Raw genomic sequence first — 14,766 nt, 5'->3', positions numbered from 1 at the left:
GTATCTGTTTGAATAGTCGAAAGAAAAACGACCATCGGTGAACAAACAGGCTTAAATGAACAGGAAGAGGATAAGTCGGATGGGGAAATTTATGCCGAAAGGTCTAATCCGACAGCCTCGTTATGTGTCACAAGAATGGAGAGCGTCGTGACTTTTGAAAACTGGATGAGGCTGCGTGGTTTATCTGAGTCCTCCGTAAAGAAATACGAGGGTGCAGTTAGCGGCGTAATGTCAGAATGGGCCATTGATGGCGGGATCTTGGATGGCCCACTCACTTCAATCTTGAGCCATAGCCGCTTTGAATCTATCGCAATTTCTCTGCGAGAACTTCCGATCTATCAAGAGCGGAATGATCGCGGCCACAATATGTACAACAGCGCTTTGAACAAGTATGCAGAATACTTACAAGAGGGCTTTGATTCCGACATCGAAGCTGATGTTGAAGCAATTTTGTCCCAGGACTGCGTTACCGACACAGAGAAAGCCACATTACTTAAAACCCGAATTGGGCAAGGGAATTTCCGGCAGAAACTGATTTCGTTATGGGGTGGTTGTGCTGTTACGGGGTATAAGGATACCTCGATGTTAGTTGCATCACATATCAAGCCTTGGCGTGCCTCATCAAATATTGAAAGGCTTGATGGCTACAACGGTCTGCTGCTGTTGCCGACACTTGATAAAGCGTTCGACTCTGGCCTTATCTCTTTCACCGAATCTGGAAGCATCCTAATTTCACCTTTGCTTCAAGAGCCTGAAGGGTTAGGTATAACCAAATCTTTGTCGGTTAATCTGAAACCCGAGCATCAGGCATACATGGAATTTCATCGTGATTCCGTATTTCGCAACACATAACAAGGCCAGCCAGAGGGACAGCCAAACCGCTGCGCGTTTTGGCTGCCCCTGCTGGCAGCGTTATAACTCTAAGGAGCCGAATCATGGATGGTTACGATAATAAAACGCAAGTTGAACAATGCCGAGAAAAGACAGATGCGTATTCCGGCGAAGTTGAACAATTTCGGGGACAGTATACCTATTTACGTGATCCGTTCGATCCGGCCTAGTGTCCTAATATGATAAAACCCTTGTTGGACAAGGAGGCTGCATATGGTCAGGATGGCTCGAGTTGTTGTACTAGGATGTTAACATTACTATTCAAGCGTAGTAATGACACCCTGGGCGAAAGGAAAATGCGTAGCTGGAAATACGTATACTGTCCCCGGAATGCAGGAATGTAAAAAGTCGTTAGGTGAAAAATAACCGTGCAAGAATTATGGGTCCTGGCAGCAGATACAATACTGGCGATGCATGTGGTCGTTGTTGTTTTTATTGTTTTTGGTCTGTTTCTTATTTATGTTGGTTGTTTTTTGAAGTGGTCTTGGGTTAGAAATTTTTGGTTTAGAATCGTACATCTTGTTAGCATTGGTATAGTGGTTGTTCAATCTTGGATGGGCGAAATATGCCCGCTTACAACTTGGGAGATGGCGCTGCGAGAAAGAGCGGGCCAAGCAACATATTCAGGTTCGTTCATACAGCACTGGATGCAATACATACTGTACTATGACGCGCCCGGGTGGGTTTTTTCCGTCTGTTATACTCTATTTGGCTGTCTGGTTTTTGCAAGCTGGTTTGTAGTTCGTCCCAATAGATATTTGTAAATATTTATATTTATTTGTAGGTGCGATATCGATATCAGGGGACAGTATAGGATATCAGGGGCAGTATACCTATATCCTAGATTCGATCTGATTTTGGCGTATGAAGGAACCCTTGTTGGATAAGGAGATTGTATATAATCAGGATGACTCGAGTTGTGTACTAGGAGATTCACATCACTAATCAAGCGAGTAATGACGGCCGGGACGAAAGGGAAAGGCGTAGCTGGAAATACGTATACTGTCCCCGGAATATACAGCCGCTGCGCACGGCTTTGCAGCTATAGTTGCCTTATATAGCTTCAGCTCTCAGGTCACGCGGACATGATGAAAGACAAAGCCTCGCCGACAACCGCCATCGACGCCCTGTATCCACGTTCGCTCGGCTACCTGACTGACTACCTGCAGTCGTTGGTCAGGGGCCGGCTCTGGCTCCAGGTGCTGGTCGGCATGGTGCTGGGCATCGTCACCGGCATCCTGCTCGGGCCAGGTGTTGGCTGGGTCAGCGCGGCGACCGCCAATACCCTGGGCGATTGGCTGGCGTTTCCCGGCAAGCTGTTTCTCGCTCTTATCCAGATGATCGTGATTCCGCTGGTGTTCGCGTCGATCATCCGGGGGCTGGCGGCGACCGAAAATCTCGAGCAGCTCAAGAAGATGGGGGTGCGCGTGGTGTTGTATTTCATCGCCACCACGGCATTGGCGATCATCATCGGCCTGGCGGTGGCATCGCTGATCGAGCCCGGCAGGTTTGTCGACAGCCGCTCGCTGCAGGCCAGCCTTGGCGTAGCGCCGCTGGCGGCGGAGCCGGTTGCGGGTCAGGGGCTCGACATCCATCAGCTGCCGCAGAAGATCATCACGTTGCTGCCCGCCAATCCGCTTAACTCGATGGTGGAAAGCAATATGCTTCAGGTGGTCATTTTCGCCATGGTGGTGGGTGTCGCGCTGGTGATGATGACCCCGACGCAGTCCAAGCCGCTGCTCGAGCTGCTCGGCTCGCTGCAGGAGGTTTGCATGACGGTGGTGCGCTGGGCGATGCTGCTGGCGCCGGTCGCCGTGTTTGGCCTGCTGGCCCAGCTGACGGCGAAGCTGGGGCTGGATGCGCTGCTTGGTATGGCGGTCTATGTCGGCACCGTGCTGCTGGGGCTGCTGTTGCTGTTTCTGATCTATCTGCTGATTGTTTTTCTGGTGGCCGGGCAGCGGCCGCTGGCGTTTATCCGGGCGGTCAAGGATGTGCTGCTGCTGGCTTTTTCCACCTCCAGCTCGGCGGCGGTGATGCCGCTGTCGATCAAGACCGCCGAGGACAAGCTCGGCATCCGGCCGTCGGTGTCGCAGTTCGTGATTCCGCTGGGGGCCACCATCAACATGAACGGCACCGCGCTCTACCAGGGCGTCGCCGCGCTCTTTCTGGCCCAGATTTTCGGTGTGGAGATCGGCCCCGGCGGCATGGCGATTATCGTGCTGACGGCGGTCGGGGCGTCGATCGGCGCGCCCGCCACCCCCGGCGTCGGCATCGTCATCCTGTCGATGGTGTTGGGCTCGGTTGGTATTCCGGCCGCCGGCATCGCGCTGATCATGGGTGTCGACCGTATCCTCGATATGAGCCGCACCGCCATCAACGTCAGCGGCGACCTGGTCGCCGCCAAATTGATGGATGTCTGGGTCGGTGGCAGCACCAGCTTGCACGACGAACTGGCCGAGGAGGCCAGACACGAAGCGATACGGGAAAAGACCGGCGAGGACGTGCTGATTCGCAAGGACGCGGAGGGCGGTTCAGTTTAGCGGGGGCAGGTCATAATCTGGTAAGGTGAATTCAGTGGGTAGGAAACTTAACGGCTCCTGTTTGTGTGGAAGCGTCAAATTCGAGATAGAAGGAAGTTTCGACTCGTTCTTTCTTTGTCACTGTAAACACTGCCAGAAAGATACAGGCTCGCTGCATGCGGCAAATTTGTTCTCAGAATCTGCCGCATTGACGTGGCTCCAAGGGAAGGAAGTCGTTAAAACGTATCAACTGCCAAACACCCAGCATTCGAAGAGCTTTTGTCGAACCTGCGGCTCAGCAGTCCCAACGTATGCCGATAGTTTAGGTTTGGTTGTGGTACCGGCAGGAAGTTTAGATTCACCCGTAGACTTAATCCCGGATGCAAAGATATTTGTTGGCAGCAAAGCGAGTTGGGCAACGGAACTGAGTGATATACCCAGCTTTGCAAAGCTACCAGAGTAACTTAACCGAAACACACTATAAGGCGGTTAAGAGGAAGCTGTCGTCACGCGCCTTAGCCGGCACCTCGATCTAGGGAACCTGTGAACAAGTCCCTTGGGCCTCTGGCTTGCGGAGCGACCAGAGATCAAGGCAACGATTACAGGCGTACTGGTTGTCCGGCGAAAATCGTTAACGCAGAGCTCTGGTCGCCCGGGTGCCGGACCACCGCAAGCCCCGGAGGGCAGGCTCTATAACGGCCATCTGCTTTGTCAGGCAGCTTGGAAAGGACGCGTCATTCCGCTGCGCTGCCTTTCGCGCATCTGGCCGTTCTAGAGCCTGCAGAGAACATAAGGACTTATTCACAGGTTCCCTAGCAAAGTCGAGGTGCGAAATACCGGCGCAGGACGATTTCAGCGGCCGATAACCGACAGCGTCTGATACTCGTCCAGTGCGTACTGGTCGGTCATGCCGCTGATCATGTCCTGCAACAGGCGGCAGCGGCAGTAGCGCTCCCAGACGTCTTCGTTTAGCTTCGCGCCGGTTGTGAGCGGGGGCCGTTGATCGAGCATCGACAGGTACGCCTTCACATGCTTGTTGGGCAGCCGGTGGAACAGCCGGCTTTCGATCAGCAACCCCCTGGTTTCGCCACTGCACAGCCGCTCGAACGCTTCTCTCGGCAGCGCCAGCAGCGGTTGGTAGTGTTCCAGCAGGCCGGAGATGATGTGGTAGCCCTGCAGCTCCAGCGTCTCCACTTCTGGCACCGAGAACACGTGGCGCACCGCTACCCGTTTTAACGTCTCGACCACGCTGTGGCAGGGGGAATCATCCTCCAGCAGGGCGCGATTCAGGCTGCCGTCGCATACTGCGTCGATATCGTCGATAAACGCCTGTGCGGCGTGGTCGACCAGTGGGTGGGTCAGGCCCACCCGTAACCAGACGAAGAACTCGTGTTCCTTGTTGATCGGTTCTTCGTCGGCGCGTTTCAGTGCATAGTCGACGATCTCGGCAAAGGAGCGGTTGTTAAAGTGTTTCTGGGCGGAGTCGTCGGCATCGGTACGTAGCCTGTCGAATTCGCGTTTTAGTAATCGCGTCAGATCAGGGACGCTTAGAATCCCCTTGTCGACGCCGTCTTCGAGATCGGCCAGGCAGTAGGCGATATCGTCGGCCGCCTCCATCAGGTAGGCGAGCGGGAAACGATGGCCCGGCGTCATCTCCAGCGCGGCTTGCATGTCGCCAACGAACTCGCGTTCGGAGAAGTAGTAACCGGGTTTCTTGTTCAGGTAGTCCAGCGCCGTGCCTTTTTCCGGCTTCGGTTCGGTCGCGCAGCGGGTGTACTTGAAGATGCAGGCGGCCTGGCTATAGGTCAGGTTCAGCTTCTGCAGCTGGCTGATCAGCCGGATCGCCTGGGCGTTGCCTTCGAAGTTGCTCAGCTCGCGCAGCAACGCGCTGCGTAAAGCGTGATCCGCCTCTGCCAGGTCGTCGCGACTAAAAGGCGCCAACCGCGGCAACTGTTGTTCGAACCAGCGCGAGATCGCCGCCTCGCCGAAGTGGCCGAAGGGCGGATTGCCTATGTCGTGCATCAGGCAGGCCATCTCGACCAGCGTTTCACAGGCCCGCTCCAGCCCGGCCAGGCCGAAGAGTTCGGCCTGGTTGCCCAGACGCTCGAAAATGGTACGTACGATAAAACGGCTGGTCTGCTGCACCTCGAGCGAATGGGTCAGCCGGCTGCGTACGGCGGCATTGTGCTCGAGCGGGAACACCTGGGTTTTCTGCTGCAAGCGGCGCACCGCCGCCGAGTTGATGATGCGGCCGCGATCGCTTTCGAGCTGTGTTTCCAGCGTGGCTGTTCCGCATCGCTCGAACAGGTAGTTCTCCGGTGGTTCGGGGCGCGAATGATAGGGGCGCTGAATCGAGAAACGGCGGGAGAGATCGGGCATATCCGTTACCTGCGCGGGCTGAGGGCGACCTTGCGACTATAACCAGAGCGACGGATAGCGCCAAGTGTCCGAACCCGACTGCTGGTGGATCAGCGCTACCTCCCTGTCTGTTAGCTGACAATTTCGCCCACCTCCGGGTCGTCGCGGGCCGTTGGTCATGCGGGCCGGATGCTGGATCAATAAACTGTCATAATTAGCTTCTCGGCTGCTGAATTTTCTTCGCCTCATGCCGCAGGCTATGTTAATTTCCCCAGCTGAAAATGCCGTTTCGGGCACCGTGCCTAAGCCGCCACAAGCGGCGTCGGCGCAGGGCTTACGTACCCGGTTAGCCGTCCACACAGATTCCCAGGAGCGCTCCTATGAAGCTCACAAAAACCTCCTTCGCCACTCTGGCGTTATCCGTCGCGGTCAGCATGGCCAGCCATGCTGCCGATACCCTCAAGATCGGTATTGCCGGTCCGTTCAGCGGGCCCGTTTCGCAATACGGTGAGATGCAGCTGCAGGGCACCCGCGCCGCCATCGAGCTGATCAACAAAGCCGGTGGCATTAACGGTCAGCAGCTGGAAGCGGTGGAATACGACGATGGTTGTGAGCCGAAGCAGGCGGTGACCGTGGCCAACAAGGTGGTCAACGACGGCATCAAGTACGTGGTGGGCCACCTCTGCTCCAGCTCCACTCAGCCGGCCACTGATATCTACAAAGATGAAGACGTGCTGGTGATCACCGGCTCGACCAACCCGGGCATCACCACCCGCGGTTACCAGAAGGTGTTCCGCACCATCGGCCTGGACTCCGAGCAGGGCGCCACGGCCGCCGAATATATTGCCGAGCAGGTCAAGCCGCAGCGGGTGGCGATCATCCACGACAAGCAGCAGTACGGCCAGGGTATCGCGCTGATCGTGCGTGATCAGCTGAAGGCCCACGGCGTCAACGTGGCCAGCACCGATGGTGTGATCCCCGGCGAGAAGGATTTCTCGTCGCTGATCACCAAGCTGAAGCGCGCCAATGTCGATTTCGTCTACTACGGCGGCTACCACCCGGAGCTGGCACTGATCATGCGTCAGTCCCATGCGGCCGGCTTCAAGCCGACCTTCATGGGCCCGGAAGGGCTGGGCAATAAGGATATCGCCCGTCTGGCCGGTGAGGCCGTGGAAGGGCTGCTGGTCACCCTGCCGACTCGCTACGACCTGCTGGAACAGAACCAGCCGGTGGTGGAGTTGCTGAAGGCCAAGGGCGTCGACCCCAGCGGCCCGTTCATCTGGACCAGCTACGCGGCGGTGCAGGCGCTGGCCGAGGTGATCGGCAAGGTCGGTGCTGAGAGCCCGGCCAAGGTCGCCGAAGCACTGCACGGCGCCACCATCGATACCGCCATCGGCCCGTTGACCTGGGACGACAAGGGCGACCTGAAAGGCTTCGAGTTCCGCGTCTACCGGTGGCACGCCGATGGTACCGGGACGCCGGTAAAATAAGTCTCGGCGCTTACCAACGCTAAACAAAAAACGCGCGGCCAATCGGTCGCGCGTTTTTTGTTTCTATTGATAGTTATGAGTGATTAGCTTTGAGTTTACAGTGGTGCGGTTGTATTGGTGTCAAATAAACACCAGCGGTGTTTTGACCGGCCGGAGCCAGTCCTGCTGCACTGTTTCCTTGTAGGGTGTACTTCAGTGCACCACCGCCGCAGGCGGTTCTGAAGCCCTGCGGGCTCCTGGTCGGCTAAAGCCAACCCTACAATGCACTACCGCCGCAGGCTGCTTTGGAAACCGGTGGGCTCCTGGTCGGCTGAACCTGCCCGGCCGGAGCCAACCCTTCAATACCCAAAGGGCACTCCGAACTAGCCTTGTAGGGTGGGCACGTTTTTTGTGCCCACGCGGCGATTGTTCACCTGATGTAGCTGTTTCCCGCTAATCCGCGAAGAACCTTATTAATCAAGCCGCGACGGTCGCCTGGGCGCTGGCCGGGCGGCGAAACTGGATGAAGCGGGCCTGTTCGCCACCGTTCAGCCGCAACGCGTCGGCGGTTTCCGGGCTGATAAGAAGGTAGCCGTTGCTGTCCAGGCGGGCCGGCGCCAGTGTCATCCGATAACCGTTCAACTGGCCGTTGCTGATCATGAACAGCTCGTCGCCGTCATCCACCTGGTCGGACAGCCGGCAGCTGGTGGTGCGGCTGTCGCGCACGGTGTGGATCTCCTGGGCCGGGGCCTGTACCGACGGGCCGCCGTCGAACAGGTCGACGTAACCGGTGAACTGGAAACCCTCTTTCTTCAACATGTGCAGCGCCGGCGCGGAGGAGTCGTGCGGCTTGCCGATCACCTCGCGGGCCGCCTGCGGCAGCAGGTCGATATAGATCGGGTATTTCGGCATCAGGTCGGAGATGAACTGGGTACCTTTCAGCGCCGCGGTGTTGACCGCATCCTGAAATTCGATGCCGAAGAACTTGCTGCCCAGGTGCTCCCACAGCGGCGAGTGGCCCTGTTCGTCCTGCCAGCCGCGCAGTTCGGCCATCACCAGCTCGCCGAACCGTTCCGGGAAGTCGGCCAGGGTCAGGTAGCGGGCGCGGGACAGGAACTGGCCGACGCCCGGCTGGCGGTACTCCGGCAGCAGGAACAGCGAGCCGATCTCGGTGGCGCCGGTGTAGTCATTGACCATGCTCAGCACCTTCGCCTGGCGGGTCATCTCCAGGTCGTTGGAGCTGCTCACCAGGGTCGACACCTTGTAGGAATAGAACGGCTTGTTCAGGCCGATGCCGGTATAGATGGCGGTGGTGCCGGCCACTTTGCCGGTCTCGCTGTCTTCCAGCACCATGAAGTAGGTGCTGACCGCATCGTTGCAGCCTTCGGCGGAGAAGGCGCGCTCCGAGGCTGCCAGCTTCTCGCGCCAGGCGTCTTCGTCGGCGGGCATCGATGTCATGCCACGGCCGACGGCGTGGGAGATGGCCATCAGGTCGTCGAGGTCGCTCATCTGGCTGGGGCGGATCAGCAGCATGGTTCCGTCTCTCAATCTGTTCGTTGTTATCGTTCTGTCGGGGGATCCAGTTTCTGGCCGGTTTCCTTTGGTGAACCTGCTTGTGGCAGTTGACCGGTTAATCAAAAACACCCGTTATAAACGCAGATTTTACTGGGGGTGGTGCCAAATGAGCTGTCTAATTGCAGCCTGCAAAACTTAGAAAATGCATTGTTGAGATGAGAGGCTAGAATATTATTCTGTTTTGCTTGCGCGCTGATCAGTAAGCGCTCAGACTAGCACGCTTGTCGGCCAGCTCAGTGATCACAGGTGATCTGGCGCTATTTGGCCGGATCGACTTATCTAAGCAGGCTTCAACGCAACCAGCTACCAGGCCGTTATATGCAACTGGATCGAATTAACCGAAAGATTCTTTCGATACTGCAGCAGGAAGCGCGTATCACCAACCAGCAACTGGCCGAACGGGTCGGCCTGTCGCCCAGCTCCTGCCTGAACCGGGTGCGCAAGCTGGAGCAGCAGGGGCTGATCGGCCCCTATCTGGGAATTCTTAACCTGCCGGCACTGTGCCGCAGCGTGACGGTGATCGCCACCGTCAGCCTGAAGGACCAGAGCACCGACGCGTTCCGCGCCTTTCAGCAGCAGGCGGAGCAGATCCCGGAGGTGGTCGAGTGCTACACCGTCAGCGGTATGTTCGACATGTTCCTGCGGGTGGTGGCGCCGGATATGGCGCGTTACAACGAGATCAACGACCGCTTGCTGGACGTGATTCCGGGGATGGTCAATATCAGCAGCCACGTGGTGCTGACCGAAGGCAAGCCGTTCCGCGGTTACCCGCTGGATGCACTGCTGGATCATTAAAATCGCATCACAAGTAAAGCAATACTGCAGCCGGCCGGTACCGCCGGCTGCTCGCTCCAATCGCTTGGCAGGCGATTTTCTTACTCACTCCAAAAGCCGCTGCCGGTATTAGCCTGCGTTCAGCTCGGCCAGCAGTTCCTCGGTGCGGGTCACCCGGGCGTAGGAGGATTGCAGCGCCGCCATATAGGCGTCATGCACCTGCTGCGCCGGCACGGTACGGCCGTCGAAGGTCTGATCGCGGGTCGCGCAGGCATCCTCCGCCACCGAACACTGATAGCCCAGGTCCGTCGCTGCCCGTACCCCGGCGTCGATACACATATGGCTCATCGCGCCGATCACCCACAGGCTGTCTACGTCCAGCCGGTCCAGCACCGCCTTCAGTGCGGTGTCGCGGAAGCTGTTGGCGAAGTGTTTCAGGATTACCGGCTCGCCATCCTGCGGCGCCACGCTCGGGTGGATCAGGGCGCCTTCCGACACCGGCCGGAAAAACGGTGCCTCCTCGGACTGGAATTCGTGACGCACATGGATCACCGGCCAGCCGGCGGCGCGGAACGCGGCCAGCAACTTGGCGCCCTGGGCAGAGGCCTGTTCGATCCCGACGAGCGGCCAAAGGCCACCTGGGAAGTAGTCGTTCTGGTAGTCGATCAACAGCAGTGCAGTATTGGCCATCGTTGGATTCCTTCTTTCCGTTGAGATGATGGCGGCTATTATTGCCGGCGCCCGGCGGTTAGACTGCAGTCAAAACTGGCTTAAATCGGTTCAATACTGACAAATGTCCACCTCCTATATCGATCTGGCGATCGTCGACCACCCCGGCGCCATGCAATCGGCGGTGCAGGGGCTGCGGGAGATGTTTACGCTGGCCAACCGGGTTTGCCGAGAGCAGGGGCTCGATACCCAGTTCCGCGTGCACCGCTATCCGTCGCCGGCTGGCGAGGGACCGGCGGAGGACTTCAAGGCACGGCTGCAGATCGTCATCATTCCGCCGATGCTGAATAGCGACGCCTACCTGACCCCGGATTCACAGCTGAGCGACTGGCTGCTGGGCCAGCACGCCGGTGGTGCCTTGCTCTGTTCCGCCTGTGCCGGTGCATTCCTGCTGGCCGACACCGGACTGTTGCAGGGCCGCCGGGCGACCACCCACTGGGCGCTGGCGGAACGCTTTGCTGCACGCCATCCCGACGTTCGGTTGGACAGCAACCGGTTGTTGATCGACGACGGCGACATTCTCACCGCCGGCGGGCTGATGTCCTGGGTCGACCTGGGGCTGGAGGTGGTGGCCAAGTTCAGCAGCGCGGCGGTGATGCGCCAGCTGGGCAAGTATCTGGTGGTCGATACCGCGCCGCGCGAGCAGCGTTACTACCGCAGCTTCTCACCGCGGTTGGACCATGGCGACTCGCCGATCCTCGCTGCGCAGCACTATCTGCAGCAGCACTATGCCGAGCCGGTCAAGATCGCCACGCTGGCGCAGCTGGGCTGCCTGACCGAGCGCACCTTTCTGCGCCGCTTCATCCGGGCCACTGACCTGAAACCGGTGCAGTACCTGCAGCGGCTGCGCATCCAGCGGGCCTGCGAGCTGATCGAATCCAGCCCGCTGCCGTTCGAGGCGGTGGCGCACCAAGTGGGGTACGAGGATAGCGGTGCGTTTCGCAAGCTGTTCCTGAAGGTGATGGGGCTGACGCCGCGCGAATTCCGGCAGCGTTTCGGCCGGTTATGAGCGTCCGCCGGCGGCGGAATGTTTCACCGTCCCAAGCTTGGCGGTAAAATCCCCCTTTTCTTATGTCGAATGGGGCAGGGTAAATGGGCAGAGCCTATCAAAACCGCAAAGAGTCGATGGCGAAGACTTCCGACGCCAAAGCCAAGGTCTACAGCAAATACGGCCGCGAAATCTATATGAGCGCCAAGACCGGCGGTGTTGAACCGGATGGTAACCTGGTACTGCGTGGCCTGATCGAACGCGCCAAGAAGGATCAGGTACCGACGCATGTAATCGAGAAAGCGATCGACAAGGCCAAGGGCGGCGGCGGCGAGGACTTCTCGCCGGCCCGTTACGAAGGTTTCGGCCCCGGTGGCTGCATGGTGATCGTCGACTGCCTGACCGACAACCCTAACCGCACCATCGGCGAGGTGCGCAACTGCTTCACCAAGACCAAGTGCAAGCTGGGCACGCCGGGCAGCGTCAGCCACATGTTCGATCACAGCGCCATCTTTGCGTTCAAGCATGACGACGAAGAAGCGGTGTTGGAAGCGCTGATGATGGCCGATGTCGATGTGAGCGATATCGAGAACGAAGACGGCATGATCACCGTGTTTGCGCCGAACACTGACTACGCCAAAGCCAAGACCGCGCTTATCGAAGCCTTTGGCGAGATCGACTTCGAAGTGGACGATATCCAGTTCGTCCCGCAGACCACCACGCCGCTGGCCGGCGACGACGTGGCGACCTTCGAGAAGCTGGTCGATATGCTGAACTTCGTCGACGACGTGCAGAACGTCTACCACAACGCCGAAGTTTAACTGCCGCACGCTTTTCCGGCCGGCGGGGCCAGACCCCGCCGGCCGGCGCTTTCCTGATCTCTCGTATTTCCCTTATTTCGCTTTCTTTGGGTTGGCTCTACTGCGATAGAGCGCCGCATGGCCGAGTTCGTAGCGACTGAGCGGGCCGAGCTGAATCTGTACCGGGTCTAGCTGCCCGGCGGGCTTCAGATAGGCGAATACCGCTTCGACCGATCCGCTGCTCGGATCAACCACCTCGATCATCTTGCGGCGGTAGCCGTCCGGTTGATCGATCCGCTCCAACAGGTCCATCGCCTGCAGTGCCGGCGCATCGACCCGGAACAGCTGGCCGTGAACCTGAAAGCCCACGCCGGGCTGGTCGATCAGCCAGGGTGAGTGGCGCTCACCGACCAGGTAGAGCGGCAGCCGTTCGCGGGTATGGAAGCTGCCACCGATCCGGCGGCCCCGGTTGCTGGCGAAGTTCGGATAACCCTGCTGCAGGGTGCCGAATACGAAGATCTTGTGCATTTTGTCGGTTTGGTTTGCCGCTGAACAGTGCCGATAATAGCGTTGATGGCGGTGCCGGTTAAGTGCGACCGCCTACCGCTGCTTAAACGCCAATCAGGCCCTCGCCATTCTCCTCGAACGCCATCATCTGTTGTACGTCGATACGCCGTCGGATCAGCCGGGCCTGTTCGCCGTCGACCAGTACCTCCGGAATCAGGTCGCGGCCATTGTAGGTCGAGCACATCACCGCGCTGTAGGCGCCGGCGTGGCTGAACGCGACCAGGTCACCGGCTTTGACCTCGGCAGTGAACGGGTAGTCGCGGGCGAAGGTGTCGGTGCTTTCGCAGACCGGGCCGACCAGCTCGAAGCGACGTTGTTCGGCTGTGGTCGGTTGCCTTACCGGCAGCAGCGGGTGTTGCGCCTGGTAGAGCGCCGGCCGCATCAGGTCGTTCATGCCGGCATCGAGGATCAGGAACGGTCGCGGCTCGGCCGCCTTGACGTAGTTGACCCGGCTGAGCAGCAGGCCGCATTCGGCGACCAGCGAGCGGCCCGGTTCGACCGCAATCCGGCCACTGAATCCAGAGCAACTTTCGGTGACTGTATTGATGATGACTTCGGCGATTTCGGCAAACCCCAATGCTTGGCCGCTGCCGTCATCGATACCGAAGCCGCCGCCCAGGTCGAGCAGCTCCACCGGGTGGCCGTCGGCCTGCAGCTGCCGGGCCAGCGCGCACAATTTGGTGATCGCCGCCTGGTAGGGCTCGGACGAGCGGATCTGCGAGCCGATATGTATCGCCAACCCGCGCAGATTCAGGTACTCGCTGTCGGCCGCCTGCCGGAACAGCGCCGCTGCCTGGCCCAGCGGGACGCCGAACTTGTTGCCGCTGCTGCCGGTGGTGATATGGCGGTGGGTGTCGACCTGCACCTCCGGGTTGACTCGCAGCGCCAGGTTGACCGGTTGCTGCCGATGCTCGGCCAGTTGCCGCAACAGCGCGAACTCCTCGGCGGATTCGATATTGATCTGGCCGACGCCGGCATCGAGTGCCTGGCTCAGCTCGGCGATGCTCTTGCCGACCCCGGAGAAGACGATCTTTTGCGGCGCGAAACCGGCCCGCAGTGCCCGCTGCAGTTCGCCGCCGGAGACGATATCCACCCCCAGGCCCTGCTCGGCGACCAGGTGCAGCAGGCTCAGGTTGCTGTTGGCCTTCATCGCATAGTGGATGGCGATGTTCCGGGATTCGAAGGCGACCCGGCATTCGGCTATCCGGCGCTGCAGCAGCGCCGTCGAGTAGATATAGCAGGGGGTACCGAGCTGGTCGGCCAACTGGGTCAGATCGACCTGTTCGACCGTCAACCGGTCATGCTGGTAGTGAAATTCGGCGGCGAGCGGTGGCTGCATGGTTGTCTCCTGGCGGTTGCTTCGTGCTCTGTTCGGTTTGTTTCGTCGAGCAATCAAGGTAACCAAAACCGCCCCCGGCGACTGCTGACAGATCGCGTTTAATGGCTGTTAATCTGACGGTTTTTCAGTGAAACTGACGGCCGCCGAACGTGTGTGAAGTGATGATAGTGAGAGGAGCGGTATGGATAAGTTCGATCAGGCGATCATCAGCCATCTGAGCGACAATGCCCGCCAATCGATCGCGGCGATCGGCAAGGCGATCGGCCTGTCGCGCACCGCCGTCAACGATCGAATCCAGAAGCTGGAGCAGGCCGGCATCATCCGTCGCTATACCGTCGAGCTGGGTGAGGCTGCTCAGCCGGCCAGTGTCTGCGCCTATTTCGAACTGACTTTCCGGCCGTTCGAGCCGGCCCGGGTCAAGCAGGCGATCGCACCGATCCGCGAGATCCGCCAAGCCCATGCGTTGAGTGGTTCCACCGACCTGATGCTCTATGTGGAGGCTCCATCGATGGATCGCCTCAACCAGGTACGCCAGCAGTTGGCCGAGCTGGAAAACCTGGAGAAGCTGGTCACCGCCACCGCGTTGGAGCAATTAATTTAACGCGGCGGTGGCGTTCTACAACAGGCCCAGCGTTTCGTAGATACCATCTCTCGATTCCGGCCACAACGGCCTTTTACGGCAGTTGTGGTTGGAATTCTTGCTGGTTTTTCACCACACCGAAACAGATGTGTACCAGCTTGCGCATGGCGGCGCCCA

The 14,766-nt window shown here is 59.0% G+C and carries 15 protein-coding genes; 10 read left to right on the top strand and 5 right to left on the bottom strand.

The features are described from left to right. Positions 1-147 precede the first annotated feature (147 nt). The 5 genes from K6T12_RS20425 to K6T12_RS20410 all read left to right on the top strand — a co-directional run bounded on the left by K6T12_RS20425 (position 148) and on the right by K6T12_RS20410 (position 3,873). Positions 148-852 carry an HNH endonuclease gene (locus K6T12_RS20425; RefSeq protein ID WP_222224817.1) on the top strand — a complete coding sequence of 235 codons (705 nt, stop codon included), beginning with the start codon at positions 148-150 and terminating at the stop codon, positions 850-852. An 83-nt stretch (positions 853-935) separates the two neighbouring features. Next, a complete protein-coding gene (locus K6T12_RS21635; protein WP_255611952.1) occupies positions 936-1,061 on the top strand; it encodes a hypothetical protein in 126 nt (41 codons plus the stop codon). 198 nt (positions 1,062-1,259) lie between these two features. Then, on the top strand, positions 1,260-1,655 hold the full coding sequence (locus K6T12_RS20420) for a DUF2784 domain-containing protein (protein ID WP_315853640.1): 396 nt from the start codon (positions 1,260-1,262) through the stop codon (positions 1,653-1,655). Between the two features lie 321 nt (positions 1,656-1,976). Continuing rightward, the gene (locus K6T12_RS20415) at positions 1,977-3,431 is read left to right on the top strand and encodes a dicarboxylate/amino acid:cation symporter (protein ID WP_255611951.1); all 1,455 of its coding nucleotides are present in this window, start codon (positions 1,977-1,979) and stop codon (positions 3,429-3,431) included. Between the two features lie 25 nt (positions 3,432-3,456). Then, a complete protein-coding gene (locus K6T12_RS20410) occupies positions 3,457-3,873 on the top strand; it encodes a GFA family protein (protein ID WP_315853639.1) in 417 nt (138 codons plus the stop codon). 389 nt (positions 3,874-4,262) lie between these two features. Here K6T12_RS20410 and dgt read toward each other — a convergent pair whose 3' ends face one another. Continuing rightward, entirely contained in the window at positions 4,263-5,789 is a 1,527-nt protein-coding gene (gene dgt, locus K6T12_RS20405; protein WP_222224815.1) for a dGTPase, read from the bottom strand. Between the two features lie 359 nt (positions 5,790-6,148). On the opposite strand from dgt, the gene K6T12_RS20400 reads away from it, so the two are divergent. Next, the gene (locus K6T12_RS20400) at positions 6,149-7,258 is read left to right on the top strand and encodes a high-affinity branched-chain amino acid ABC transporter substrate-binding protein (protein ID WP_222224814.1); all 1,110 of its coding nucleotides are present in this window, start codon (positions 6,149-6,151) and stop codon (positions 7,256-7,258) included. Positions 7,259-7,714: 456 nt separating this feature from the next. Here K6T12_RS20400 and K6T12_RS20395 read toward each other — a convergent pair whose 3' ends face one another. Next, positions 7,715-8,770 carry an arginine N-succinyltransferase gene (locus K6T12_RS20395; RefSeq protein ID WP_222224813.1) on the bottom strand — a complete coding sequence of 352 codons (1,056 nt, stop codon included), beginning with the start codon at positions 8,768-8,770 and terminating at the stop codon, positions 7,715-7,717. A gap of 360 nt (positions 8,771-9,130) precedes the next feature. On the opposite strand from K6T12_RS20395, the gene K6T12_RS20390 reads away from it, so the two are divergent. Further along, positions 9,131-9,607: an Lrp/AsnC family transcriptional regulator gene (locus K6T12_RS20390; RefSeq protein ID WP_222224812.1), complete on the top strand. Its 477-nt coding sequence runs from the start codon at positions 9,131-9,133 to the stop codon at positions 9,605-9,607. Between the two features lie 108 nt (positions 9,608-9,715). Here the strand turns inward: K6T12_RS20390 and K6T12_RS20385 are convergent, their stop codons facing one another. Further along, positions 9,716-10,276: a cysteine hydrolase family protein gene (locus tag K6T12_RS20385; protein WP_222224811.1), complete on the bottom strand. Its 561-nt coding sequence runs from the start codon at positions 10,274-10,276 to the stop codon at positions 9,716-9,718. 103 nt (positions 10,277-10,379) lie between these two features. On the opposite strand from K6T12_RS20385, the gene K6T12_RS20380 reads away from it, so the two are divergent. Both K6T12_RS20380 and K6T12_RS20375 read left to right on the top strand, forming a co-directional pair. Then, positions 10,380-11,324 carry a GlxA family transcriptional regulator gene (locus K6T12_RS20380; protein WP_222224810.1) on the top strand — a complete coding sequence of 315 codons (945 nt, stop codon included), beginning with the start codon at positions 10,380-10,382 and terminating at the stop codon, positions 11,322-11,324. Between the two features lie 83 nt (positions 11,325-11,407). After that, on the top strand, positions 11,408-12,124 hold the full coding sequence (locus K6T12_RS20375; protein ID WP_222224809.1) for a YebC/PmpR family DNA-binding transcriptional regulator: 717 nt from the start codon (positions 11,408-11,410) through the stop codon (positions 12,122-12,124). 72 nt (positions 12,125-12,196) lie between these two features. Here K6T12_RS20375 and K6T12_RS20370 read toward each other — a convergent pair whose 3' ends face one another. Both K6T12_RS20370 and lysA read right to left on the bottom strand, forming a co-directional pair. Beyond that, the gene (locus K6T12_RS20370; protein WP_222224808.1) at positions 12,197-12,631 is read right to left on the bottom strand and encodes a gamma-glutamylcyclotransferase family protein; all 435 of its coding nucleotides are present in this window, start codon (positions 12,629-12,631) and stop codon (positions 12,197-12,199) included. An 82-nt stretch (positions 12,632-12,713) separates the two neighbouring features. Then, positions 12,714-14,009, bottom strand: a complete 1,296-nt coding sequence (lysA, locus tag K6T12_RS20365; RefSeq protein WP_222224807.1) for a diaminopimelate decarboxylase — start codon at positions 14,007-14,009, stop codon at positions 12,714-12,716. 181 nt (positions 14,010-14,190) lie between these two features. Between lysA and K6T12_RS20360 the strand changes: the two genes are divergently transcribed. Further along, on the top strand, positions 14,191-14,610 hold the full coding sequence (locus K6T12_RS20360) for an Lrp/AsnC family transcriptional regulator (protein ID WP_222224806.1): 420 nt from the start codon (positions 14,191-14,193) through the stop codon (positions 14,608-14,610). Positions 14,611-14,766: the final 156 nt, after the last annotated feature.

The organism is Marinobacterium arenosum (assembly GCF_019795155.1).
Classification (GTDB): domain Bacteria; phylum Pseudomonadota; class Gammaproteobacteria; order Pseudomonadales; family Balneatricaceae; genus Marinobacterium_C; species Marinobacterium_C arenosum.
The sequence above is the reverse complement of the archived record's forward strand: the minus strand, read 5'-3'. Positions and strand labels throughout refer to the sequence as shown.

What these genes read in the sequence shown, in the direction of transcription:
- K6T12_RS20375 (WP_222224809.1), top strand. Translation starts at nt 11,408, where the DNA reads ATGGGCAGAGCCTATCAAAACCGCAAAGAGTCGATGGCGAAGACTTCC.
- K6T12_RS20390 (WP_222224812.1), top strand. Translation starts at nt 9,131, where the DNA reads ATGCAACTGGATCGAATTAACCGAAAGATTCTTTCGATACTGCAGCAG.
- K6T12_RS20370 (WP_222224808.1), bottom strand. Translation starts at nt 12,631, where the DNA reads ATGCACAAGATCTTCGTATTCGGCACCCTGCAGCAGGGTTATCCGAAC.
- K6T12_RS21635 (WP_255611952.1), top strand. Translation starts at nt 936, where the DNA reads ATGGATGGTTACGATAATAAAACGCAAGTTGAACAATGCCGAGAAAAG.
- K6T12_RS20380 (WP_222224810.1), top strand. Translation starts at nt 10,380, where the DNA reads ATGTCCACCTCCTATATCGATCTGGCGATCGTCGACCACCCCGGCGCC.
- K6T12_RS20385 (WP_222224811.1), bottom strand. Translation starts at nt 10,276, where the DNA reads ATGGCCAATACTGCACTGCTGTTGATCGACTACCAGAACGACTACTTC.
- K6T12_RS20360 (WP_222224806.1), top strand. Translation starts at nt 14,191, where the DNA reads ATGGATAAGTTCGATCAGGCGATCATCAGCCATCTGAGCGACAATGCC.
- K6T12_RS20395 (WP_222224813.1), bottom strand. Translation starts at nt 8,770, where the DNA reads ATGCTGCTGATCCGCCCCAGCCAGATGAGCGACCTCGACGACCTGATG.
- dgt (WP_222224815.1), bottom strand. Translation starts at nt 5,789, where the DNA reads ATGCCCGATCTCTCCCGCCGTTTCTCGATTCAGCGCCCCTATCATTCG.
- K6T12_RS20415 (WP_255611951.1), top strand. Translation starts at nt 1,977, where the DNA reads ATGATGAAAGACAAAGCCTCGCCGACAACCGCCATCGACGCCCTGTAT.
- lysA (WP_222224807.1), bottom strand. Translation starts at nt 14,009, where the DNA reads ATGCAGCCACCGCTCGCCGCCGAATTTCACTACCAGCATGACCGGTTG.
- K6T12_RS20400 (WP_222224814.1), top strand. Translation starts at nt 6,149, where the DNA reads ATGAAGCTCACAAAAACCTCCTTCGCCACTCTGGCGTTATCCGTCGCG.